Here is a 23,911-nt window from a genome sequence, read left to right as displayed (position 1 = left end):
CCTCTGGATTCCGGGCTCGCGCTGGCGCGCGCCCCGGAATGACGGGAGTTTCTCGATGATCCTTCCCGCGCTGTTCTTCTACCTCTTCGCAGCCGTCTGCGTCGCCTCGGCCGTGATGGTGATTGTCTCGCGCAATCCCGTGCACTCCGTGCTGTACCTGATCCTGGCCTTCGTCAACGCCTCCGGCCTGTTCGTGCTGATGGGCGCCGAATTCCTCGGCATGATGCTGATCGTCGTCTATGTCGGCGCGGTCGCGGTGCTGTTCCTGTTCGTGATCATGATGCTCGACGTCGACTTCCTCGAGCTACGCGAAGGCTTCATCCAGTACCTGCCGGTCGGCGTCGTGATCGGCGGCATCTTCCTGTTCGAGCTGCTCTTGACCGTCGGCGCCTGGGTCATCAACCCGACCGTCAGCAAGACCATCACGTCGCCGATCCCGAGCAACGTCTCGAACACCGAGGCGCTGGGCCTCGTGCTCTATACGAAGTACATCCACTACTTCCAGCTTGCGGGCATGGTGCTGCTGGTCGCCATGATCGGCGCCATCGTGCTGACTCTGCGCCACAAGGCGAGCGTGAAGCGGCAGGACATCAACGTTCAGAACGCACGCACGCCCGACATGGCGATGGCGATGCGCCAGGTGGCGCCGGGGCAGGGGCTCTCGGATGCCGACGCGGCGGAGTGGGTGAAATGACGATCGGGCTCGGACATTATCTGGCGGTCGGCGCGATCCTGTTCACGCTCGGCATCCTCGGCATCTTCCTGAACCGCAAGAACATCATCGTCATCCTGATGTCGATCGAGCTGATCCTGCTCTCGGTCAACATCAACCTGGTGGCATTCTCGACCTTCCTCGGCGACATCGTCGGTCAGGTCTTCGCGCTGCTGGTCTTGACCGTTGCGGCCGCCGAAGCCGCGATCGGCCTTGCCATCCTGGTGGTCTATTTCCGCAACCGCGGCTCGATCGCGGTTGAGGACGTCAATCTGATGAAGGGCTGAGCTCTCAAATGGTTCAGGCAATCGTTTTTCTGCCGCTGCTGGGCGCCATTCTGGCCGGCCTGATCTCGCTCGTCGGCGCGCACGGCCGCAACCCCTCGGGCGACGAGGTCGAGCATCACGGCGATCACGGCCATGGTGCGCACGCCCATGCGTCCGATACGATCAACGAGGATGCGTCCGTCATCCACGAGTCTCATCACGAGCCCGGCGACGGGCATGATGACCACGGTCACGGCCCGGCCGAGCCGGCCGCAGCCGGCTCGCGCGGTGCCGAGCTGATCACGACGGCGCTGCTGTTCGTCTCGGCGGCGCTGTCCTGGATGACGCTGGTGGATGTCGGCTTCAACGGCCACGACGTCCGCTACCAGCTGCTGCCCTGGATATTCTCCGGCGAGCTCGAAGTCTGGTGGAGCTTGCGCGTCGACACGCTCACCGCCGTGATGCTGGTGGTGGTGACGACGGTGTCCTCGCTCGTGCACCTCTATTCCATCGGTTACATGGACGAGGATCCGTACCGGCCGCGCTTCTTCGGCTACCTCTCGCTGTTCACCTTCGCCATGCTGATGCTGGTGACGGCCGACAACCTCGTGCAGCTGTTCTTCGGTTGGGAAGGCGTGGGCCTGGCGAGCTACCTCCTGATCGGCTTCTGGTACCAGAAGCCGTCGGCCAACGCCGCCGCCATCAAGGCCTTCGTGGTCAACCGCGTCGGCGATTTCGGCTTCGCGCTCGGCATCTTCGCGATCTTCGCGCTGGTCGGCTCGACCGATTTCGAGACCATCTTCCATGCCGCGCCCGGCCTCACCGGCAAGACCATCAACTTCCTCGGCTGGAACGTCGATGCGCTGACGCTGACCTGCGTGCTGCTGTTCATGGGCGCGATGGGCAAGTCGGCGCAGTTCCTGCTGCACACCTGGTTGCCGGATGCGATGGAAGGCCCGACCCCCGTGTCGGCGCTGATCCACGCTGCGACCATGGTCACCGCCGGCGTCTTCATGGTGGCGCGGCTGTCGCCGCTGTTCGAGCTCGCCCCGAACGCGCAGGCCGTCGTGATGTTCTTCGGCGCCACCACGGCGTTCTTCGCCGCAACCGTCGGTCTCGTCCAGAACGACATCAAGCGCATCGTCGCCTACTCGACCTGTTCGCAGCTCGGCTACATGTTCGTGGCGATGGGCGCGGGGGCCTATTCGGTCGGCATGTTCCATCTGTTCACGCACGCCTTCTTCAAGGCGCTGCTGTTCCTGGGCTCCGGCTCTGTGATCTACGCGATGCACCATGAGCAGGACATCCGCAACATGGGCGGCCTCTGGAAGAAGATCCCGTACACGTTCGCGGTGATGACCGTCGGCACCTTGGCGCTGACCGGCTTCCCGCTGTTCGCCGGCTACTTCTCCAAGGATGCGATCATCGAAGCCGCCTATGCCTCGCATAACCCGTTCTCGACCTACGCCTACCTGCTGACGATCGTCGCCGCCGGCCTGACCTCGTTCTATTCCTGGCGTCTGGTGTTCAAGACCTTCTTCGGCGAACCCCACGACCAGGAGCATTACGAAGCCGCGCATGAAAGCCCGATCTGGATGCTGATCCCGATCGGTGTGCTCGCCGTCGGCTCCGTGCTGGCCGGTTTCCCGTTCAAGGAGCTGTTCACCAGTCCGCACGGCGTGGAGGAGTTCTTCCGCGAGTCCGTGAAGATGAACCCGCATATCCTCGAGGATATGGAGCACATGCCGCCTCTGCTCGGCTGGCTGCCCTTCCTGATGATGGTCGGCGGCTTCCTGGTGTCCTACACCTTCTACATCCGCAAACCGTATTTGCCGGTCGAGCTCGCGAACACGCAGCCGATGCTGTACCAGTTCCTGCTCAACAAATGGTACTTCGACGAGCTCTACGATCTCATCTTCGTCCGTCCGGCGAAGTGGATCGGCTACCAGCTCTGGAAGAAGGGCGACGGCTTCATCATCGACGGCTTCGGCCCCGACGGCGTCTCCGCCCGCGTGCTGGATGTCACCCGCAACGTCGTCAAGATCCAGACCGGCTATCTCTATCACTATGCATTCGCCATGCTGATCGGCGCCGCCGGCCTGATCACCTGGTTCATGTTCGGCTTTGGAGGCCAGTAAATGACAACCTGGCCCATCCTTTCGGTCACGACGTTCCTGCCGCTGGTCGGCGCGCTCATCGTCTACCTGAGCCGCGGTGACGACGAGGCAAGCAGGAGCAATTCGCGCTGGATCGCGCTGTGGACCACGATCATCACCTTCGCGGTGTCGGTGATCCTGGTGATGCGCTTCGACCCTGGTAATGCCGACTTCCAGTTCGTCGAGAAGTCTGCCTGGCTCGCCACCGGCATCACCTATCACATGGGCGTCGACGGCATCTCGCTGCCGCTGGTGATCCTGACCACCGCGATCATGCCGTTCTGCATCATCGCGAGCTGGAAGGCGATCTCGAACCGCGTCCGCGAATACATGATGGCGTTCCTGATCCTGGAAACGCTGATGATCGGCACCTTCTCGGCGCTCGATCTCGTGCTGTTCTACCTGTTCTTCGAGGGCGGCCTGATCCCGATGTTCCTGATCATCGGCGTCTGGGGCGGTCCGCGCCGGGTGTATGCGTCGTTCAAGTTCTTCCTCTACACGCTGCTCGGCTCGGTCCTGATGCTGCTCGCCATCATGGCGCTGTACTGGAACGGCGGCACCACCGACATCCCGACCCTGATGCACACGGCCGTGCCGCGGTCGTTGCAGACCTGGGCCTGGCTCGCCTTCTTCGCCTCCTTCGCGGTGAAGATGCCGATGTGGCCGGTGCACACCTGGCTTCCCGATGCGCACGTCGAGGCGCCGACCGCGGGGTCCGTGGTGCTCGCGGCGATCCTCCTGAAGATGGGCGGCTACGGCTTCCTGCGCTTCTCGCTGCCGATGTTCCCGCTGGCCTCGCACGACTTCGCGCCGCTGATCTTCACCCTGTCCGTGATTGCCATCATCTACACCTCGCTGGTGGCGTTGATGCAGGAGGACATGAAGAAGCTGATCGCATATTCGTCGGTCGCGCACATGGGCTTCGTCACCATGGGCATCTTCGCCGGCACCATGCAGGGCGTCGCCGGCGGCATGTTCCAGATGATCTCGCACGGCATCGTCTCGGGCGCGCTGTTCCTCTGCGTCGGCGTCGTCTACGACCGCCTGCACACCCGCGAGATCGCGGCCTATGGCGGCCTCGTCAACCGGATGCCGCTCTACGCGCTGACCTTCATGGTCTTCACCATGGCCAATGTCGGTCTGCCCGGCACCTCAGGCTTCGTCGGCGAGTTCATGACGCTGCTCGGCACCTTCAAGGTCTCGATCCCGACCGCCTTCTTCGCCACGACAGGCGTGATCCTGTCCGCTGGCTATGCGCTGTGGCTCTACCGCAAGGTCGTGTTCGGGGCGCTGGTCAAGCCGACGCTGATGAGCATGAAGGATCTCACCTTGCGCGAATGCGTGACCCTGTTCCCGCTGATCGCGCTGACGATCCTGTTCGGCGTCTATCCGAAGCCGGTGCTCGACATGTCGGCCGCCTCGGTTCAGCAACTCGTCAATAACTACAACACCGCTGTGACGGCCGTGAAGGCCGCCGCACTGCTCCAGTGATCGGGCAGGTCAGGATATCGTCATGAGCATTACGACTGCAGGTTATCAACTGGCGCCGGTGCTGCCCGAGATCGTGCTCGCGATCGGCGCCATGGCGCTTCTGATGCTCGGCGCTTATCGCGGGCAGGGGACCACCGGCGCGGTGACGACGCTCGCGGTGCTGCTGCTGATCCTGGTCGGCGTGCTCGAATACACGCTGCCCGCGGGCAAGCAGGTGACGTTCGGCGGCAGCTTCATCGTCGACGACTTCGCCCGCTTCATGAAGATCCTGGCCCTGGTCGGCTCGGCCGTGACGCTGATCCTGTCGACCGAGTTCCTGGCTGACGCGTCGCGCCGCATCTTCGAATACGCCATTCTGGTGCTGCTCTCGACGCTCGGCATGATGGTGCTGATCTCGGCCGGCGACCTGATCTCGCTCTATCTCGGCCTCGAGCTGATGTCGCTCGCGCTCTACGTCGTGGCGGCCTCGAACCGCGACAACGCCAGGTCCACCGAGGCCGGCCTGAAGTATTTCGTGCTGGGCGCGCTGTCATCGGGCATGCTGCTGTATGGCGCCTCGCTGGTCTACGGCTTCACCGGCACCGTCAGCTTCGCCGGCATCGCAACGGCGGCGACCGCAGCGAATGTCGGCCTGGTGTTCGGCCTGGTCTTCCTGCTCGCCGGCCTCTGCTTCAAGGTCTCGGCCGTGCCGTTCCACATGTGGACGCCGGACGTGTATGAGGGCGCGCCGACGCCGGTCACCGCCTTCTTCGCCTCGGCGCCGAAGGTCGCGGCGCTCGCGGTCTTCACCCGCGTCACGCTGACGGCGTTCCCCGGCATCGTCTCGCAATGGCAGCAGATCCTGGTGTTCGTGGCGATCGCCTCGATGGCGCTGGGCTCGTTCGCCGCGATCGGCCAGAGCAACATCAAGCGACTGATGGCCTATTCCTCGATCGGCCATATGGGCTTTGCCCTGGTCGGCCTCGCCTCCGGCACCGTCGAAGGCGCGCAGGGCGTCTTGATGTACATCGTGATCTATGTCGCGATGACGCTCGGCTCGTTCTCGATCATCCTCGCCATGAAGCGCAACGGCCAGGCAGTCGAGCAGATCAGCGATTTCGCCGGTCTCTCCCGCACCAACCCGCTGCTCGCCTTCATGTTCGCGATGCTGCTGTTCTCGCTGGCCGGCATTCCGCCGCTCGCCGGCTTCTTCGCCAAATGGTACGTCTTCGTCGCCGCCATCAAGGCGAATTTGTTCACGCTGGCCGTGATCGGCGTGCTCTCCAGCGTCGTGGGCGCCTACTACTATCTGGCCATCGTCAAGACGATGTATTTCGACGAGCCGGCCGGCCAGGTTGATCCCGTCAGGGTCGAGGTCAAGACGGTGCTGGCGGTCGCGGGCCTGTTCAACCTGCTGTTCGCCCTGTTTGCAGGCCCGGTGGTGAGCGTCGCCTCCGCCGCAGCAAAATCGCTGTTTTAGGATGGGGTTCGCGCTCGGTCCTCGCGCGATCGCGGCGGGCTACAAGCTCGCCGTCCTTGAGCGGACCGGCTCGACCAATGCCGACGCCATCGAAGCGGCCCGCGCCGGCGAACGCGGCCCGATCTGGTTCGTCACATCAGAGCAGACCGCCGGCCGCGGTCGCCGCCAGCGCCCCTGGATTGCGCCCAAAGGTAATCTCGCCGCCACTGTCCTCGAAGTCCTCGACGTCGCCCCTGCGGTGGCTGCTACGATCGGCTTCGCCGCCGGGCTGGCCGAGGAGGCCGCCTTGGAGAAGGTCAGCCTCGAGGCCGCGCTACGGCTCGGCGAGGGCAGGCCGCGCTACGCCCTGAAATGGCCCAACGACGTCCTCGCCGACGGCAAGAAGCTGGTCGGCATTGGCCTCGAGGCCGAAGCTGTCGGCGATCGCCTCGCCATCGTGGTCGGTATCGGCACCAACATCGTGGCGGCGCCAGAAGGCATGCCGACGCCCGCTGTGTCGCTCGCAGCCCTCGGCGTCCAGATCAGCGCGGAAGAGCTGTTCGCGGCGCTGTCGGACGCCTGGGTCGAATTCCGCGGCATTTGGGACAATGGCCGCGGCTTTGCCGAGATCCGTAAGCTGTGGCTGCAGCGCGCCGCCCGCCTGGGCGAGCCGATCGCGATCCATACGGGAACCACGGTCTTGGAAGGCATCTTCGACACGATCGACGAAACCGGCTGCCTGATCGTCCGCACCGCGGAGGGCCGCCTTGTGCCCGTGGCGGCGGGCGAAGTGTTCTTCGGGCCGGCCCGGTCGGTGGGAGCTGCGTGATGGCGAGGGCCGACGAACTGGTATTTGCGCCGCTCGGCGGGGTCGGCGAGATCGGCATGAACCTGTCGATCTATGGCCTTGGCAACCGCCACCAGCGTTCCTGGTTGGCGGTCGATCTCGGCGTCTCCTTCGGCGACGAGGAGCATCTGCCCGGCATCGATTTGATCATGCCCGACATCAGCTTCCTGGAGAAGGAACGCAAGAATCTGATGGGCCTGGTGCTGACGCACGCCCATGAGGACCATTTCGGCGCCATCATCGACCTCTGGCCGAAACTGAAATGCCCGATCTACGCGACGCAATTCAGCGCAGCGCTGTTCGAGGCCAAATGCGCCGCCGAGCGCAATGCGCCCGTGATCCCGGTCACCGTGGTCCCGTCGGGGGGGCGAATCGATGTCGGCCCGTTCAATGTCGAGTTCATCCCGGTCGCTCATTCGATTCCGGAAGCGCATGCGCTGGCGATCCACACCGAGGCCGGATTGGTGCTGCACACCGGCGACTGGAAAATCGATCCGACCCCGACCTTGGGACGTCCGACCGACGAGAAGCGGCTGCGCGAGCTCGGCGAGGAGGGCGTGCTCGCTCTTATCGGCGATTCCACCAACGCGGTGCGTGACGGCCGCTCGCCGTCGGAAGCCGAGGTCGCCCGCACCATCATCGATCTCGTGAAATCAGCAAAGGGTCGCGTCGCGGTCACGACCTTCGCCTCCAACGTCGCGCGCATCAAGGCCGTCGCCGATGCGGCCAAAGCTGCTGACCGCGAGGTCGTCGTGGTCGGCCGCGCCATGGAACGCGTGGTGCAGGTCGCGCGCGAGACCGGCTATCTCGACGGCGTGCAGAATTTCCGTTCGCCCGAGGTCTACGGCCACCTGCCGCAGGACAAGGTGCTGGCGCTGTGCACCGGCAGCCAGGGCGAACCCCGCGCGGCGCTCGCCCGCATCGCCAATGACGACCACCCTGAGATCACGCTCAATCGCGGCGACAGCGTGATCTTCTCCTCGCGCACCATCCCGGGCAACGAGAAGGCGGTCGGCTCGATCATCAACAATCTGGTGCTGCAGGGCGTCGAGGTCCTCACCGACCGCGACCATCTGGTCCATGTCTCCGGCCATCCGCGCCGCGATGAGCTGCGCGACATGATCTCCTGGGTAAAGCCGCAGCTCCTGATCCCCGTCCACGGCGAAGCCCTGCACCTGAACGAGCACGCCAAGCTCGCGCGCGCCGCCGGCGTGCCGCGCGTGCTGGTCATTCGCAACGGCGACCTCGTCAAGCTCGGCCCGGGCGATCCGGGCGTGGTCGGCGAGGTGCCTTCAGGCCGGCTCTACAAGGACGGCACCATTCTCGAGGATTCCAAGTCCCGTGCCGTGGTCGAGCGCCGCCGCATGGCATTCTCCGGCTGCGCCTTCGTCGCCATCGCCATGACCGCGCAGGGCGAGCTTGCCGACGAGCCCGAGGTCGATCTGGTCGGAATCCCCGAAAAGAACAGGGCGGGCGAGATTTTTGACGACCTGGTTTTCGATGCCGTGATGTCCACGGTCGAGGGCCTGCCGAAGGCGCGCCGGCGGGATCCGGATGCGCTGGCGGAATCGGTGCGACGCGCCGTCCGGGCCGTCATCAACGAACATTGGGGCAAGAAGCCCCCCTGTCTGGTCCACGTCCTGACAGTGTAGGCTGAGCGTGGTCTTCGCATCACGCGCTAAGGGAGAAGGAACATGCTGGGTCGCCTCAACCACGTCGCGATCGCGACCAAGGACGCCGTCAAGGCCGCAAAAATCTACGGCGCGGCCTTCGGCGCGGTGATCTCCGAGGCCGTGCCGCTGCCCGAGCACGGCGTCACCACGGTGTTCGCAACGCTCCCCAACACCAAGATCGAGTTCATCGAGCCGCTCGGCGAGGCCTCGCCGATCGCTAAATTCCTCGAGCGCAACCCCGACGGCGGCATCCACCACGTCTGCTACGAGGTCGTCGACATCATCGCCTCGCGCGATACGCTGGTGAAGGAGGGCGCGCGGGTGCTCGGCGACGGCGTGCCGAAGATCGGCGCCCACGGCAAGCCGGTGCTGTTCCTGCACCCGAAGGATTTTTCCGGCGCGCTGGTCGAGATCGAGCAGGCTTAAGACCGGATCATGGCCGTCCAGATTTCAACCGCGCTCGCGATCTACTTCGTCATCTGGTGGATCGCGCTGTTCTTGACGCTGCCGTTCGGCGTGCGCAGCCAGCACGAGGACGGTATCGGCGCGCCCGGCACCGACCCTGGCGCGCCTGTCCTGACCGGCATGAAGCGCAAGCTGATCTGGACCACGATCATCTCGGCGATCATCTACGGCCTCGGGCTTGCCGCCTATCACGCCGGCTACCTCTCGCTCGAGCGGCTGTCGAAGATGATGGGAATGCCGTTTTAGGAAAGTAAGGCACAGGGAATGTCAGCCAAGCCCGTCATTGCGAGCGCAGCGAAGCAATCCAGAGTCTTGCCGCGGAGGGATTCTGGATTGCTTCGCGGAGCCCGTCATCGGGCCGCGCTTTGCGCGGACCCGTTGGCTCGCAATGACGGGCGGAGATAGTTCGTATACTGGGGGAACGAATGACTTTTCAGAGGATCGTCGTCGCGCTGCTGGTGCTTGTGGTCGCCGGCCTCGGAGCCGTCGGCTATGTCGAGTGGAAAATGGCTGTGCAGGTGCGAACGCTGAAGGCGTTCGTCGAGGGCTATGTCTTCAACGAGGCCGTGCTGGCCTGCGAGCAGGCCAAGAGCTCGACACCGTTCAAGTGGAATGGCGGCAAAAGCACCTCGGTGATCGGCCTGAACTCGGTCAAGACAGATAAATACAGCGTCTACGCCAGCTACACGCTGGTGGCGGACAGCGTTTATTGTGATTACGATCCGATCAAAAGAAAGGCCGAGATCGGCTCGAGCTTCCTGGAGCGGGAGTAACGATCCGGCCGACACAGGCGGGAAGGGATCGTCATGGGGCAGGGAGCTTATCGGATTCTTCAGGAAGCAGCCTTGCGGGATTATCTCGCGGGCCTGCCCGACATCGCGGCGCTGCTTGGCGGCGCGCCAACCGCCTGGTCCATCACCGAGGTCGGCGACGGCAATCTCAATCTCGTCTTCATCGTGAAGGGCGCCGGCGGTGGCATCGCCGTGAAGCAGGCGCTGCCTTACGTCCGCCTCGTCGGCGAGAGCTGGCCGCTGCCGCTGTCGCGGGCCCATTACGAATATCTCGCACTGTCCCGGCAGGCCAAGCTTGCACCTCGCCTGGTGCCGGCCTTGCTGCATCACAACGAGACACTCGCGCTCACCGTGATGGAGCTGCTCGAGCCCCACATCATCATGCGCAAGGGCCTGGTCGCAGGAGTGCAATATCCGCGCTTCGTCGACGACATCACCACCTTCATGGCGCGGACGCTGTTCTTCACCTCCGACCTCGCGCTCGCGGCCGCCGAGAAGAAGGAAGCCATCGCGGCCTTCGCCGGCAATCATGCGCTCTGCAAGATCACCGAGGATCTGATCTTCACCGACCCCTATCGCATCGCCGAGCAGAACCGCTGGACCGCACCCTATCTCGATGGCCTCGCCGCATCCTTGTGCGAGGACATGGAGCTCCATGTCGCGATCAGCAGGCTGAAGCTGAAATTCATGGCGAGCCCGGAGGCGCTGCTGCATGGCGATCTCCACACCGGCTCGATCATGGTGACGGCGTCAGAGACGCGGGTGATCGATCCCGAATTCGCCTTCTTCGGTCCGATTGGGTTCGATGTCGGCGCAGTGCTCGCCAATCTCCTGATGGCCTATTTCGCCTCCGCCGGCCATGAGCGCGCGCCGGGCGTGCGGCACGAATTCGAAGCCTGGGTGCTGGAGACGGTCGACCAGGTCTGGAACGAATTCGCGCGAAAATTCCTCGAGCTCTGGCGGTCGGAGGCGAGCGGCGATGCCTATCCGGTCTCGCTCTTTGCCGGCGAAAAGGGCGCGATGCGGCTCGAAGCCGAGCGGCAAGCCTACATGCAGCGCCTGTTCACCGACACCGTCGGTTTCGCCGCCGCCAAAACCATTCGCCGCATCTTCGGACTCGCCCACAACATCGATTTCGAGCTGATCGAGGATCCGCGCCAGCGGGCGGTGAGCGAGGCGCGCGCCGTCAGGCTCGCACGCGGGATGATGGTGGAGGCGGCAGCGTTCCGGACGGTCGCCGACGTCACCGGCGCGGCGCGGAAGCTGCGGGACTGGCAGCCGGAGCTGTCGGGCTGACGGAGCGCCTCTTTGCGCTCTGTCATTGCGAGCGCAGCGAAGCAATCCAGACTTGCTGCCGCGGGAAGATTCTGGATTGCTTCGCTGCGCTCGCAATGACGNCGGGGAGACAGCGTCGCGCTCAATACAGCCGTATCGGCAGCGGAGCGCCGTCCGGGCCGACCAGCAGACCCCAGGTCTCATTTGCTGCGACCTCGAGCTCCCGGCTCCGGGCTGCGTTGCCCGCGACCTTGACAGTGATCGTGTGCTTTCCCGGCGGCAGATCGATCTTTTGGATATCAGACCCTTCGCTCGCTGCGTCGTCGGTATGCGCCAGTTTTTCTCCCACATGCGGCGCCAGGCTGATGGTCCGCTCGTTGACGGTGACGACGGCCGCTTCATCGGTCTCATTGCCGAGCATCAGCCTCACTTGCCCCGGCTTGGGCGGGATACCGGCCGTCGCGTTCGCACGCTTGCGCACGGACAGGTCGACGATGGTCCTGTTGTCCTGGCGAGTGAGCCGGAGCATCGCCGGTCCGTCCGGTGTCGTGAAGGCGATCTCGGCCCTGTCAGGCTTGATCACCGCGCCGTCCTTCTCGATCCAGCCGCGCTGTCCGAGCGCGGCGCGATAGAAGCTGGCTACGGTTGCGAGATCGAGCGGCGTCTCGACGTGACCCGAGCGGATGAAGAAGGCGTTCTTTGCGGTCATCAGCTCCCAGCTGGCCGGCAGCGGCAGGCCGGCATCATCGGACATTTTGGCCTCGAAGGTCCGGCTGGTGGCCCGCGCCAAAATCCGCAGCGCGCCGCAGATCAAGCGTTCGCCGAGATAATCAGGCGTGCAGCGGTTCCTGGTCGCCCACCAGGTTTCGTCGACATAGGTGTTTGATCCCGAACTGCGGTACCAGCCGACGTCGATGCCGTCAGCGGGACCGTCCCTGTCGGGATCCGGCGTGACGGGGATCGCCATCGCCGCCGTCGCGGCAACCAGGCTGCCCGCGAGCAAGATACCTAACGTTTGGCGCATCATTGTTTCGCGTTTCCCGGGGCTCAGATAACGATCCCAGGCTTGGTCGCGTCGATCGCGAAGAATGTTCACTGCCCCTGGCGGCGCGATGACGCACCGCGTCATCAGGCGCCCTGCCTCAGGAACCGGCATTGGCCGCCCTCAAAACGAAGCTTGCGTTCGACGGGCAGTGAATGATCAAATCCGTGATCGAAATACCTGCGCTATTGGGAGACCACATGATGTTCAGGATGACGGCGATCGTCGCGGGGATGGCACTGGCACTTGCCGGATCGGCGGAGGCCCAGACCCCACGCAAGGGCGGGACCATCCGCATGACCGCGCCCTACGGTTCGAGCTTCACCAGCCTCGACATCCACACCACCCAGCGCGCCCAGGACGAGATCTACGCCAAGGCGCTGCATCGCTCGCTCTACACCTGGGACTCCGCGGAAGGAAAGCCGGTTCCGGAGCTTGCGAAGGAGGTCGTCGTCTCGGGCGGCGGTCTCGTTCACACCTTCAAGCTCCGCGACGACGCCTATTTCCACGATGGCCGCAAGATGACGGCCGACGACATCATCTGGACCTTCAACCGCATCATGGACGGCACCAAAGCCTATCCCGGCGCGCGCTATGTCCGGATCATCGAGGGCGCAGCCGCGGTCGAGAAGGGCCAGGCCAAGGAGATCTCCGGCCTGAAGAAGATCGACGACTTCACCCTCGAGATGAAGCTGACCGAAAAGGTCGATCCCGGCTTCTATTTCTTCACCGCGCTGACCTCGATCTATCCTGCCGACGAGGGCGCCAAGGACAGCTTCATCCAGCACCCGATCGGTCTCGGTCCCTTCAAGTTCGTCGAGCACGTGCCGGGCTCGCGCATCGTCCTGGAGCGGTGGGACAAGTTCTACAAGCCCGGCAAGCCCTATGCCGACAAGGTCATCGTCTCGATCATGGGCGAGGCCGCGGCGCGCGATGTCGCCTTCCGCAACAAGGAAATCGATACCTCGGTGCTCGGGCCGGCGCAGTATGTCGCCTATCAGGCCGACCCCAATCTCAAGGGCACCATCGTCGAGGTCGCCGAGGTCTTCACGCGCTACATGGGGATGAATCCCGCCTTCAAGCCGTTCGCCGACAAGCGCGTGCGGCAGGCGATCAACTACGCCATCGATTCCGATTTGATCATCAGCAAGCTGGTCAAGGACAAGGCCTATCGCGCCACCAGCTGGCTGCCGCTGACCTCGCCCGCCTACGACAAGACGATGAAGCCGTATCCCTATGATCCCGCCAAGGCCAAGCAGCTGCTTAGCGAGGCCGGCTATCCCCAGGGCTTCGAATTCGAATGGACCACCAGCCAGAATGAAAGCTGGGGCCTGCCGATTGTCTCGGCGGTCATCCCGATGCTGGACAAGGTCGGCATCAAGGTGAAGGTCAAGCAGGTCGAGACCGCGGTGCTGGCGGAGGTGGTGCGCACCGGCGACTACCAGGCTTTCATCTATTCGCAGCAGAGCGGACCGGATCCGCTGGCTGCCCTCAAATGCTTCCACTCGTCGACGCCGCAGCCGGCCTGCAACTACATGAATTTCAGGAATCCCGACTTCGACAAGATCCTCGACGAGGCGGGACAGGCCGACGACAGCGCCAAGCGCACGCAGCTACTGCAAAAGGCCAATGCGTTCCTCTATGAGGAGGCGCCGGTCTGGTTCTTCAACTACAACAAGGCCGTCATGGCCGTGCAGCCCTGGCTCCACGGCATTCAGAAGAACCCGACGGAGCTGACCCATCAGAATACCGAGGAGCTGTGGGTCGACGACACTTCGCCCGCGAAATGACACGCATTCTCGTGCTCCTCCATCGCGATGGAAGCGGTGGAGGGGCGGAAGAAAGTGCCGATGCTCTCCTTCCTGATCCGTCGTCTGCTGCAAACCATCCCGACCGTGCTCGCCGTCGTGTTGCTGGTGTTCGTTCTGTTCAGCGTCGTCCCCGGCAGCATCGTCTCGTCGATGAGCGATGACGCCGATCCGCAGGTCGAGTTGCGCCTGAAGAAACAGCTCGGCCTCGACGATCCTGTCCATGTGCGTTTCGGTGCCTATATCGCCAAGCTCGCCACCGGCGATTTCGGGACCTCGTTCCGGACACGCGAGCCCGTTACGGCGATGCTCGCCAAGCGGGCATGGCCGACGCTGCAGCTGATCTTCGCGGCCATGGCGTTTTCCGTCGTGCTCGGGGTGCCGCTCGGCTTCATCGCCGCGTTGCGGCCGGGCGGCCTCGTCGACAGTGCGGCGATGATCGTCGCGGTGACGGGGCTGTCGATTGCCAAGTTCTGGCTCGGCCTGGTGATCATGTATGTCTTCGCGCTGAAGCTCGGCTGGCTGCCGAGTTTCGGCTATGGCGATGGCGGCCTGAAATATCTGCTGCTGCCGGCCTTGACCCTCGGCGTCTCGCCGATGGCGCTGTTTGCCCGGACCACGCGCGCCGCCGTCCTCGAGATCATGACGGCCGATTTCGTCCGCACCGCGCGCTCCAAGGGGATGAGCGAGACGCGCGTGGTGAAGTGGCATGTGATGCGCAACGCGCTCGTGATCATTCTCACCACCGTCGGCCTGCAATTCGGCGGGCTGATGGGGCAGGCGGTCGTCGTCGAAAAGCTGTTCTCGTGGCCGGGCATCGGCTCGCTGCTGGTGGACAGTGTCTTGCAGCGTGATATTCCTGCCGTCCAGGGCTCCATTCTCGTGGTGGTGCTGGCCTTTCTCGCGATCAACCTGCTGGTCGATTTGCTCTACGGCGTGATCGACCCGAGGATCAGATACGCATGAAGCTGCGCGCCAATCTCGTCATCGGTGGCACGTTGTTCGCGCTTGCGGTTCTGGTCGGCGTGCTCGCCCCTTGGCTGGCCCATACCGACCCCGTCCTCGATGCCAACCTCATGAACGCGGAGGAGCCGCCGAGCTGGACCTGGTGGTTCGGCACCGACGATCAGGGTCGCGACATCTATTCCCGCGTCGTCTATGGCGCGCGCGTCTCGCTCACGGTCGGCATCGTCTCACAGCTCATCAACAGCGTCATCGGCGTCGCACTTGGCCTCAGTGCCGGCTATTGGGGCGGCTGGTGGGATGACGTCGTCAATGCCCTGACCAATGTCATGCTCGCGATCCCCTCGCTGATCTTTGCGCTCGCCATCATGGCAGTGCTGGGGCCGGGCCTCACCAGCCTCTTGATCGCGCTTGGCCTCACCAACTGGTCCTTCACCTGCCGCATCGCCCGCGCCTCGGCGCTGTCGCTGCGGAACCAGGGCTATGTGCAGGCGGCGACCGTACTCGGCTATGGCGATCTGCGCATCATGATGACGCAGCTGCTGCCAAACATGCTTGGGCCGATCGTCGTCATCGGCACGCTCGGCATGGGCAGCGCGGTGCTCTCGGAGGCGGCCTTGTCGTTCCTTGGCCTCGGCGTCCGGCCGCCGTTTCCGAGCTGGGGCAGCATGCTGTCGGATGCCCGCGACCAGATCACCACGGCGCCGTGGCTGTCGGTGTTTCCTGGCCTTGCCATCTTCCTGACCGTGCTCGGCCTCAATCTGCTCGGCGACGGCCTGCGCGACATTCTCGATCCCCACTCGCGGAGCCGGCGGACATGACCGGCGCGCCGCTGATCGAGGTCGAGGATTTGCGCATCGATCTCGACGATGGTGAGAGGCGCGTTGCCGCGGCCGAGGGCATCTCCTTCCGCATCGACCGCGGCGAGACTTTTGGTCTCGTCGGTGAATCCGGCTGCGGCAAGAGCATCACGGCGCTCGCCCTGATCGGCCTGCTGCGGCCGCCGCTGTCGATCGGTGCCGGCATGATCCGGTTTGACGGTCGGGAGATCCAACACCTCTCGGCGGCCGCACAGCGCGACCTGCGCGGCAACAGGATCGCCATGATCTTCCAGGAGCCGATGACGGCGCTGAACCCGGTCTCGCCGGTGGGACGGCAGATCGCCGAGATGTTCGTGCTGCACAAGGGCAACAGCTGGCGTGAAGCCCATCAGCTCGCGGTCGAGGCGCTGGCCAGCGTTCGCGTGCCTGCGCCGGAGCGGCGCGTGAACGACTATCCACATCAGCTCTCCGGCGGCATGCGCCAGCGCGTCATGATCGCCATCGCGCTCGCCTGCGGCCCGGACCTGCTGATCGCGGACGAGCCGACCACGGCGCTCGACGTCACCGTTCAGGCCGAGATCATCGAGCTGATGCGCAATCTCTGCGCCGAGCGCGGCACGGCGATCCTGATGATCAGCCATGATCTTGGCCTCGTCGCCAATGTCTGCCGCCGCGTCGCCGTCATGTATGCCGGCCGCATCGTCGAGGAGCGCGGCTCCGCAGATATTTTCCGCACGCCCTCGCATCCCTACACTCAGGGCCTGGTCGACTCGCTGCCGCGGCTGGGCAGTCGCGCAGCCCTGGGCCGGAGCAGGCTCAAGGAGATTGCGGGCGTCGTGCCCGCCATCACCAATTTCCCTGATGGTTGCCGGTTCAATCCGCGCTGTGCCCATGCCACCGACATTTGCAGGAGCGTTGCGCCGACGGCGGACCTCCTGGAGGCTGGCGGCCTGGTGAGGTGCCACCACCATGCATGAGCCGCGGGGGAAGGACGATCTCATTCTCAGCGTCGAGGATCTCGCGGTTCATTTTCCAGTTGGAGGCGGCCTCTTGGGCCGCAACCGGCGGATGCTCCGCGCCGTCGACGGCGTCGATCTCAATCTGAAACGCGGCGAGTGCCTCGGCCTCGTCGGCGAGTCCGGTTCGGGCAAGTCGACGGTCGCCCTGTCGATCCTGGGTCTTCTGGCGCCGACGCGCGGCCGCATCGTGCTGGACGGGCAGGTGATCACGGGCAGGCCGTCGGGCGATCGCAAGGCGCTCGCCCGTATCGTGCAGATGGTGTTCCAGGATCCCTATGCCTCGCTCAATCCGCGCCAGACGGTGCGTCGCACGCTGGAGGATCCCCTGCGCGTGCATGGCGTGACCGCAAGAAGCGAGATCGAGGACCGCGTCGCGACCATGCTGCGGCACGTGGGCCTGCGGCCCGAACAGGCCGACCGTTACCCCCACGAATTCTCCGGCGGCCAGCGCCAGCGCATCGGCATCGCCCGCGCGCTGATCCTCAACCCCAGGATCGTCATCTGCGACGAGCCGGTGTCGGCGCTCGACGTCTCGATCCGCGCCCAGATCATCAACCTGCTCCTGGAGTTGAAGGACACGCTTGGTCTGTCCTACATCATGATCAGCCACGATCTCGGCGTCGTCGAGCATATGAGCGACCGCGTCGCCGTGATGTATCTCGGCCGCATCGTCGAGAACGGCGACTGGCGCGAGATTTTCGAGCGGCCTGCGCATCCCTATACGCGCGCTTTGATCGCGGCGATCCCCGATCCGCTCCACCATGCACCGCTGGCGACGACGGGCGGAGATCTTCCCAACCCGCTCAATCCGCCCAACGGATGCGCTTTCAGCCCGCGCTGCCGTTACGCGGAAGATTTGTGCCGCCATGAGCCGGGACCGGTGCTGGAGACACGGCCAGACGGGCATGCAGTCAGGTGCTGGCGGAGCGAGGAGATCGCCGGGCAGGCGGCAATGGCGTCGGGCGACAATGGGCATACCCAGGCATAGAGCGCACCGCCGCTCTGCGGTCTCCGGGGTTGTGGAACGAGGGTTGACAACCTCTGACCGCAGTGTGGCAAAACCGGACTATGGCGATGGGCTGAGTCTTCCCGGTTAGGGGATCAGACGCCGTCGGCATGGCCGTCCCATGCGCGGGCGGTGGCGGCCGAAACGGCAATGATTTTGACGCAATACCCGTGCCGCCACGTGACAGCGGGCCGGCACGACCTTAAGCTTTTGTCGGGACCAAGCGTGGTGTGGTACGGTCCGGATCAGCAGGTGGAAATGCTCTGCTCGCGCTGTGGATTGCATGTTGCGACCGGCTCCAAGTTTTGCCGAGACTGCGGCATGCCTCTGTCTTGGCAATGCGCCTCGTGCGAACACCAGAATGCTGCGGGCGCGCGCTTTTGCTCTGTCTGCGGCCAGACGAGCGCCAAGGAGTTTCCCGAAGATCGCGAGGCGGCCGATCCGGTCAAGGCCAGCGCAAAGCCGCAGGTCGAGCGTCGCCGGCTCACGGTCATGTTTGTCGACCTGGTTGGGTCGACAGCGCTTGGAACGAGGCTGGACCCGGAAGATCTGCGCGAGGCGATTTCCGCGCACCACAATTGTGTGACGAACCTGGTCACCGAAAACGGAGGATATGTCGCTCGCTACATTGGCGATGGCATCCTGGCATATTTTGGCTATCCAAGCGCGCACGAGGACGACGCCGAATGCGCGGTGCGGAGCGGCTTGCTTGCGGTCGAGGCCGTTCATCGTCTGAGCACCCCGGCCGGGCCTGCGGGCTCGCTGAGCTGTCGGGTGGGTATCGCGACGGGCATCGCCGTGATCGGCGCTATCGTGGATGGCGACAGGGATTCGCAGACCGCGGTCGGCGAAACTCCGAATTTCGCGGCGCGTTTGCAGGCCATCGCGGACACCGGCGCGGTGGTGATCGATGAGGCGACCCGCCGACTGACCGGCGAAATCTTTCAATACCGGCGCCTGGGGCCCCTGGACCTGAAAGGCCTGGCAGGGCCGGTCACGGCCTGGGCGGTCACCAAGGAAAATATCATCGAGAGCCGTTTCAGGGCCCTTCGTTCGATCGAGACGCCGCTGGTCGGCCGAATGGAGGAGAAGAGCCTGCTTCTGCGCCGATGGGAACAGGTTCTCGCCGGTCAGGGGGTGATGTGTCTGCTGATCGGTGAAGCCGGGGTCGGGAAATCCAGGCTCATTTCGGTCCTCGAAGATGCAAGCCAGGAAGGAGATCGACTTCCGCCGCTGCAATTCTCGTGCTCGGCGCACCAGCAGGACGCTCCGCTCTATCCGATCATCCGCCACATCGAACTCGCCGCGAAGATCGAGGGCGGAGATTCGATGTCCGTGAGGTCGCAGAAGTTGGCGCTTCTGCTCGCGGAATACGGCGCGACGGAAATCGATGGATTCCTGATCGGCGACCTTCTTTCGATTTCCATGCCAGCGCCAAGCCTGCCGCTCGACTTGTCGGCGCGCAAAAAAAGGGACATGACCCTGGCGTCGATCATTCGACTGCTGAGAATGCAGACGGCTCAATCCGCCAGGTTGGCTGTCTTTGAAGACCTGCATTGGGCGGATCAGGTGACCTTGGATCTGATCGACAGGCTGGTCGACGAAATAGATCAATTTCCTCTCATGGTGATCGCGAGCGGTCGCCTGGAGTTCCGGCCACCCTGGATCACCCGTCCGCAGGTGACCCACCTGATGCTGACCGGGCTCGACCGGCGTCACGCAGCCCTGCTTGTCGGCGCGGTCGCTGGCGAGCATGCCCTGTCCGCAGAAATCATCGATGAAATCGTATCCCGCTCCGATGGGGTACCGCTGCACATCGAGGAGCTGACCAAGTCAGTGCTGGAAATCCAACTGGACCAGCTCAAGGTCGGCGTGGGACGTTCGTTGGTTCCTCCCTCGCTCCATGCATCCCTGACTGCGCGATTGGATCGTCATCCCGATGCGAAGGAAGTGGCCCAGACCGCATCGGTGATCGGACGAGAGTTTTCGTTCGACGTTCTCAGGAGCATCAGTGACCTCGATGAGGGCGTTTTGATTGCCGCACTCAACGAGCTGACCGCGGCCGGGCTCGTGAATGGCCGCGGTTACGCGCCCGAGAGCGCCTATTCGTTCAAGCACGCCCTGGTCCAGAATGCGGCCTATGACTCCATTCTGCGCAATCGCAGGCGGCACCTGCATCTCCGCCTCGCTTTGCTGCTGGAAGGAGCTGCCGAACATAGCCCGGTCACCAACGCCGAGGCGTTGGCGCTGCATTTTGAAGAGGCCGGCGAGCCCGAGAGGTCGATAAAGTACTATCTGCTTGCCGCAGAAAAGGCGTCGGGTCGCTCGGCGCTGGCTGAGAAAGCCAGCCATTTGAAGAATGCCCTGCGTCAGCAAGAGCTGCTTCCATCCGAGGCGCAGAGCGCTGAACGAGAGCTGATGTTGCAACTGCAGCTCGGTCGGGCACTGATAGATCTTCGTGGATCGGGCAGCGCAGAGGTCCTGACCTGCTATGAGCGGGCTCGTGCATTGGGCCTGCGCACCGGTGATGCCGTATCTCTCCTGAGAGTCTACGACGGTCTCATTAATTACTATTTTACGCATTCGGATGCGGAGAGCCTGTCTCGATGCGCCGCCGATATTCGAAACCTTCACCAGGATACAAACCTTTCCGGGTCCCGGTCGGACGTGATGTCGTTGCGCGCTGCCGGATTGGCGCATTTCATCCGCGGACAGTTTAGCGAAACCTGCGACGTGCTCTCCAGGTTGCTGACCGACTATGAAGTCGATCGGGATGGTCCCGAGGCCAATTTGGCCAGCCGGGACATGAAGGCATCCATGTATACGATCATGGGGATGTCGCAGACCGCCATGGGCTATCCCGAATCCGGCTGCGATACGGCAATGAAAGGCGTGAGGCATGCGGAATCGCTCAATCACGTCATAACGCTGGTGCTTGCCATGAGGAGGGCATGCGTACAGCGCATCATGTCGCGCGACGTGGAGGGCTGTGCAGCGCTTTCCGCACGGCTTCTGGAAGTCAACAGGGACCACGAAACCTTTCTGGGAAAGCGTGAAGGCGGCTTTTTCCAGTCATGGGCGTTGTCGCGGACCCAAGCCTCGGTCAGCCATCTGGAAGCCATGAGGCGCCACATTGCGGAACTGGACGAGGCCGGTCACTCCGTCATCCTGCCATTCTTCATGGCCGTGGCTGCGGAAGTGCACCACGAGCAAGCGCAGCACGCCGAGGCGTTCATGTTGTTGGAGAGGGCATTCCAGCTGGTGGAGCTGACGGGTGAGACCTGGTGCAAATCGGAGATCATGCGGATGCGGGCCCTGGTTTGCGCGGCAAGCGCGACTGAAAGAGACCTGTGGCTTGCCCAAGCGATAGCGATCGCCAGAGGGCAGGGGGCCAGGCTCTGGGAGCTGCGCGCCGCGGCCGCCCAGGCAGCGTGCTGGCATGCCGAAAGCAAGATGGACGCCGCCTACAAGATCCTTTCGCCAGCTCTGTCCGGCGTGACGGAGGGTCAATCGACGCTTGAGTTCAAGACGGCCTCGAAGCTTCTCGCCCGCATAAAGGCCGACGTCGGTGCAAGCTGCATGTCCGGAAATGATGCCGAGGATTGAGCCATTCTATGCTGAAATTCAGTGGAGTGATGATCCGAAGCGGCTCCGGCGCGCTCAAGACGTACTACAAGCAACGATCGTCTGAATACGACGACATCTACAAACTGCGTCGGCGTCAGGCGGATCTCGCCAGGCTGCGCAGATGGGTGGCGCGACACGTCAAGGGAAGAAGCGTGTTGGAGATCGCCGCAGGCACCGGCTATTGGACAGAAGTGTGTTCGCGATCGGCGAGGCTCGTGGTCGCCACCGACTATAACGCCGATACCCTGGCCGTTGCAGCCGGGCGACGCCTTGGTTCGAACGTTTCACTCGTTACCGCAGACGCACTCCGTCTGCCTGCATTCGAAACCAGATTCGAAGTTGGGATCGCGATGCTGTGGTGGTCGCATCTCAGGAAGCGGGAGCAAGGAAAGTTCGTCGCTCAATTCTTGTCGCGGCTTGCGCCAGGCGCAAAGCTTCTGCTCGTCGATGAAGTTTATCGGGGCAATGCGGCGAAGAACCCGATCTCGAGGCATGATCGCTTCGGTGACAGGCACGAGATAAGGGTGGGGCAGGACAATTCGCTCTTTGAAATCGTCAAGAATTACCCGACCGACGACGATCTGAGGCTCTCGCTTTCTGGATATTGCGATCGCGTGCGGATCACGCGACTAACGCATTTTTGGGCGGTCAGCGCACGCATCAAGGCGAATTAGACTAGCCGGCGCATCACCGTCAGGGACGTGGTCCCAGCATGTTCATCGCTTTGACCCCGCACAGTTTCTCCGTCCGCGCCAGCAGGGTCGGCGTGTCGGTGCAGGGGCCGGTCAGCAGGTCCGCCGCGAAGCCCATCTTTTCCAGGATGCGCAGGCCGCCAAACGCCGCCAGCGAGTCGGGAGCGACGAGCACGAGCTTGTCAACTTGGCGCGCCTTCTTGAGACGTTCGAGGAAGATAGGAACGTTTGCGCCCAGGATATCTCCGCCGCACTCGATCAACACGGCTTGAGCGGGCAGTCCGAGCATGTAGCGGATTGCGCGATCGAACACCGGAGCGATATCTTCTCTTTCGGAGGGATAGGTGGTGGGAAGGCCGAAGTCGACGCAATCCAGCGTCGTGAAAGCGCCGAAATCCCGATAGGTCATGAGCTCGACGATCGAGGAGGTCCCTGTGGCCTTGAGGACCGCGATCTTCGAATAACCCTGATGAAGCAGCGACCGCAAAATCGTAAGCCCGGCCGTTGTCTTTCCGACCTCCGCCGACGTGCCCACGATCAGGTACAATTCCGCGCCTTTGTCCGCGCCTGCCTCGTCGTCGTTGATTGCCGAAAAATCTCGAATATTCGCCTGGTTCGACCCCCACCTTCCCAAAAATTCGACTTTGCCGAGGGGGCTTTTCCTTTGCGAGGATGAGCCGATTAGTTCGCCGACAATTCCGCAACTCGAGAGGATCGAATACTCCTTGCCGGGAATGAGTCCCTCCTTGGGGACGCCGCCGACGACCCATCGGGTCGACTCGCGATGTCCGGGAGTCGCAAGGAAAACGTCCCCCGGAAGGACCGCCATGGACCTTCCGGATGGATGTTCCAACGAGACAGGCGTATCAGTCGACAGCAGCTTGAACGCGCCAAGATCTCCCTCAAAGACCGGAGACCTTGTCAATCGAGACCGTTTGGGTGATCCCGAGCGTCTAACAACTGAGGTAAGCTTCCAGTCACTCGTCAATGTCTGCGACGCCTACTTCTTCGCCGGTCGTCGCTGTGATTTCTTCGCAGCGGGCTTCTTCTTTTGCACGATGAACGCGGCGCCAGGGACAAAACTAGCCCTATGCTTCTTTGCAACGCCGAGCGCAGTGAGAACCTGGTCCAATTGCTCCGATGTCAAATTGACACGCACTGCAACAAAATCCTTTGCGAGCGGGCCTTCGCCCTCTGCTTTCTTTTTCGCAGCCATATTACTCTCCAGGTTGAAAACGCCTGACGATACTACGACCTCGCAGCCAGTGGAACACCCCGTCGTTGATGGCGATCGCTATCCCACAACCTTTGCGGGTCCGGCTCCATCCGCGCGTACAGGGCGTCGAATGCCGAAATCCTAGGCCGGTCGAGAAGCCGACCTTGCTGCTGGCGGGCCGGGCAGAAACTGGCACAGCCCGACGAGATCGGCGCAGGCGTGCTCGTCGATCCGCTCGAACACGGCCAGCAGATCTCTGAACTTCATGCACTTTGGCGGATTTCAGAATTGGAACGAGGTCGATCGTTGTCGGTTAATGCGCCGTCGCGCCAGAAGCCCTTCCGGGTTCGGAGGCGCCACCTCAGCAGCGAGGAGACCGGCCATGGCGAGTGCGGCAGATCGCGATCCGCGACACCATACGCAGAAGATGCAGAAAGCCCTGCACGATATAAGGAACCACCTGCGCGAAGACATCCAGAAGGTCGATGAGCCGCAGTTGAAGGCGATGTTCGAAACGTCCGCCGAGGTTTTGGGCGGGCTTGAGAAGGCCTTTAAGGATTACGAGCAGAAGAACGAAAAGGCCTGGCGCTGATAGGCCCCTGC

Annotated in this window: 23 protein-coding genes; 19 read left to right on the top strand and 4 right to left on the bottom strand. The window is 63.4% G+C overall.

Annotated features, from left to right (window positions below):
* Positions 1–55 precede the first annotated feature (55 nt).
* From AOQ71_RS33280 to mtnK, 11 genes are all read left to right on the top strand, one after another.
* Positions 56–694, top strand: a complete 639-nt coding sequence (locus tag AOQ71_RS33280) for an NADH-quinone oxidoreductase subunit J (RefSeq protein WP_057756191.1) — start codon at positions 56–58, stop codon at positions 692–694.
* Positions 691–999 (top strand): NADH-quinone oxidoreductase subunit NuoK, encoded by a 309-nt coding sequence (gene nuoK, locus AOQ71_RS33275; protein ID WP_008547737.1) that lies wholly within the window; start codon positions 691–693, stop codon positions 997–999. The genes AOQ71_RS33280 and nuoK overlap by 4 nt, the downstream gene beginning before the upstream one ends.
* A gap of 8 nt (positions 1,000–1,007) precedes the next feature.
* Positions 1,008–3,116: an NADH-quinone oxidoreductase subunit L gene (nuoL, locus tag AOQ71_RS33270; protein ID WP_057756188.1), complete on the top strand. Its 2,109-nt coding sequence runs from the start codon at positions 1,008–1,010 to the stop codon at positions 3,114–3,116.
* Positions 3,117–4,625 carry an NADH-quinone oxidoreductase subunit M gene (locus AOQ71_RS33265; protein WP_057756185.1) on the top strand — a complete coding sequence of 503 codons (1,509 nt, stop codon included), beginning with the start codon at positions 3,117–3,119 and terminating at the stop codon, positions 4,623–4,625. It begins immediately after the preceding gene.
* Between the two features lie 22 nt (positions 4,626–4,647).
* The gene (gene nuoN / locus AOQ71_RS33260; RefSeq protein WP_057756183.1) at positions 4,648–6,084 is read left to right on the top strand and encodes an NADH-quinone oxidoreductase subunit NuoN; all 1,437 of its coding nucleotides are present in this window, start codon (positions 4,648–4,650) and stop codon (positions 6,082–6,084) included.
* A gap of 1 nt (position 6,085) precedes the next feature.
* Complete coding sequence (locus tag AOQ71_RS33255) at positions 6,086–6,892, top strand: biotin--[acetyl-CoA-carboxylase] ligase (RefSeq protein ID WP_057756181.1); 807 nt, start codon at positions 6,086–6,088, stop codon at positions 6,890–6,892.
* Positions 6,892–8,562 carry a ribonuclease J gene (locus AOQ71_RS33250; protein ID WP_057756178.1) on the top strand — a complete coding sequence of 557 codons (1,671 nt, stop codon included), beginning with the start codon at positions 6,892–6,894 and terminating at the stop codon, positions 8,560–8,562. Before AOQ71_RS33255 ends, AOQ71_RS33250 begins: the two co-directional genes overlap by 1 nt.
* A 42-nt stretch (positions 8,563–8,604) precedes the next feature.
* Entirely contained in the window at positions 8,605–9,009 is a 405-nt protein-coding gene (gene mce / locus AOQ71_RS33245; RefSeq protein WP_057756175.1) for a methylmalonyl-CoA epimerase, read from the top strand.
* A 9-nt stretch (positions 9,010–9,018) separates the two neighbouring features.
* On the top strand, positions 9,019–9,294 hold the full coding sequence (locus AOQ71_RS33240; RefSeq protein WP_057756172.1) for a DUF1467 family protein: 276 nt from the start codon (positions 9,019–9,021) through the stop codon (positions 9,292–9,294).
* A 179-nt stretch (positions 9,295–9,473) separates the two neighbouring features.
* On the top strand, positions 9,474–9,821 hold the full coding sequence (locus AOQ71_RS33235; RefSeq protein WP_057756169.1) for a hypothetical protein: 348 nt from the start codon (positions 9,474–9,476) through the stop codon (positions 9,819–9,821).
* A 33-nt stretch (positions 9,822–9,854) separates the two neighbouring features.
* Positions 9,855–11,135, top strand: a complete 1,281-nt coding sequence (mtnK, locus tag AOQ71_RS33230; protein ID WP_057756166.1) for an S-methyl-5-thioribose kinase — start codon at positions 9,855–9,857, stop codon at positions 11,133–11,135.
* Positions 11,136–11,256: 121 nt separating this feature from the next.
* Here the strand turns inward: mtnK and AOQ71_RS33225 are convergent, their stop codons facing one another.
* A complete protein-coding gene (locus AOQ71_RS33225; protein WP_057756163.1) occupies positions 11,257–12,141 on the bottom strand; it encodes a hypothetical protein in 885 nt (294 codons plus the stop codon).
* 215 nt (positions 12,142–12,356) lie between these two features.
* Between AOQ71_RS33225 and AOQ71_RS33220 the strand changes: the two genes are divergently transcribed.
* The 7 genes from AOQ71_RS33220 to AOQ71_RS33190 all read left to right on the top strand — a co-directional run bounded on the left by AOQ71_RS33220 (position 12,357) and on the right by AOQ71_RS33190 (position 22,074).
* Positions 12,357–13,946: an ABC transporter substrate-binding protein gene (locus AOQ71_RS33220; RefSeq protein WP_083514699.1), complete on the top strand. Its 1,590-nt coding sequence runs from the start codon at positions 12,357–12,359 to the stop codon at positions 13,944–13,946.
* 60 nt (positions 13,947–14,006) lie between these two features.
* A complete protein-coding gene (locus tag AOQ71_RS33215; protein WP_057756749.1) occupies positions 14,007–14,930 on the top strand; it encodes an ABC transporter permease in 924 nt (307 codons plus the stop codon).
* Positions 14,927–15,748, top strand: a complete 822-nt coding sequence (locus tag AOQ71_RS33210) for an ABC transporter permease (protein ID WP_057756160.1) — start codon at positions 14,927–14,929, stop codon at positions 15,746–15,748. Before AOQ71_RS33215 ends, AOQ71_RS33210 begins: the two co-directional genes overlap by 4 nt.
* Positions 15,745–16,725, top strand: a complete 981-nt coding sequence (locus AOQ71_RS33205; protein WP_057756157.1) for an ABC transporter ATP-binding protein — start codon at positions 15,745–15,747, stop codon at positions 16,723–16,725. The genes AOQ71_RS33210 and AOQ71_RS33205 overlap by 4 nt, the downstream gene beginning before the upstream one ends.
* Positions 16,718–17,755, top strand: a complete 1,038-nt coding sequence (locus AOQ71_RS33200; protein ID WP_057756155.1) for an ABC transporter ATP-binding protein — start codon at positions 16,718–16,720, stop codon at positions 17,753–17,755. Before AOQ71_RS33205 ends, AOQ71_RS33200 begins: the two co-directional genes overlap by 8 nt.
* A 168-nt stretch (positions 17,756–17,923) precedes the next feature.
* Positions 17,924–21,379 (top strand): adenylate/guanylate cyclase domain-containing protein, encoded by a 3,456-nt coding sequence (locus tag AOQ71_RS33195; protein ID WP_083514660.1) that lies wholly within the window; start codon positions 17,924–17,926, stop codon positions 21,377–21,379.
* A gap of 8 nt (positions 21,380–21,387) precedes the next feature.
* Positions 21,388–22,074, top strand: coding sequence for a class I SAM-dependent methyltransferase (locus AOQ71_RS33190; protein WP_057756149.1), 687 nt, complete (start codon positions 21,388–21,390; stop codon positions 22,072–22,074).
* Between the two features lie 19 nt (positions 22,075–22,093).
* Here the strand turns inward: AOQ71_RS33190 and AOQ71_RS33185 are convergent, their stop codons facing one another.
* The 3 genes from AOQ71_RS33185 to AOQ71_RS48990 form a co-directional block, all read right to left on the bottom strand.
* Entirely contained in the window at positions 22,094–22,921 is an 828-nt protein-coding gene (locus tag AOQ71_RS33185; protein ID WP_057756147.1) for a hypothetical protein, read from the bottom strand.
* Between the two features lie 171 nt (positions 22,922–23,092).
* Complete coding sequence (locus AOQ71_RS33180) at positions 23,093–23,308, bottom strand: hypothetical protein (protein WP_057756145.1); 216 nt, start codon at positions 23,306–23,308, stop codon at positions 23,093–23,095.
* A gap of 141 nt (positions 23,309–23,449) precedes the next feature.
* Positions 23,450–23,575, bottom strand: a complete 126-nt coding sequence (locus AOQ71_RS48990) for a hypothetical protein (protein ID WP_430648666.1) — start codon at positions 23,573–23,575, stop codon at positions 23,450–23,452.
* A 115-nt stretch (positions 23,576–23,690) separates the two neighbouring features.
* Here AOQ71_RS48990 and AOQ71_RS33175 point away from each other — a divergent pair, with 115 nt between their 5' ends.
* Positions 23,691–23,900, top strand: a complete 210-nt coding sequence (locus AOQ71_RS33175) for a hypothetical protein (RefSeq protein ID WP_057756747.1) — start codon at positions 23,691–23,693, stop codon at positions 23,898–23,900.
* The last annotated feature ends 11 nt before the right edge of the window (positions 23,901–23,911 follow it).

Source organism: Bradyrhizobium manausense (genome assembly GCF_001440035.1).
In the GTDB taxonomy this organism is placed as follows: domain Bacteria; phylum Pseudomonadota; class Alphaproteobacteria; order Rhizobiales; family Xanthobacteraceae; genus Bradyrhizobium; species Bradyrhizobium manausense.
This window is presented reverse-complemented; position numbering and strand designations above follow the sequence as displayed.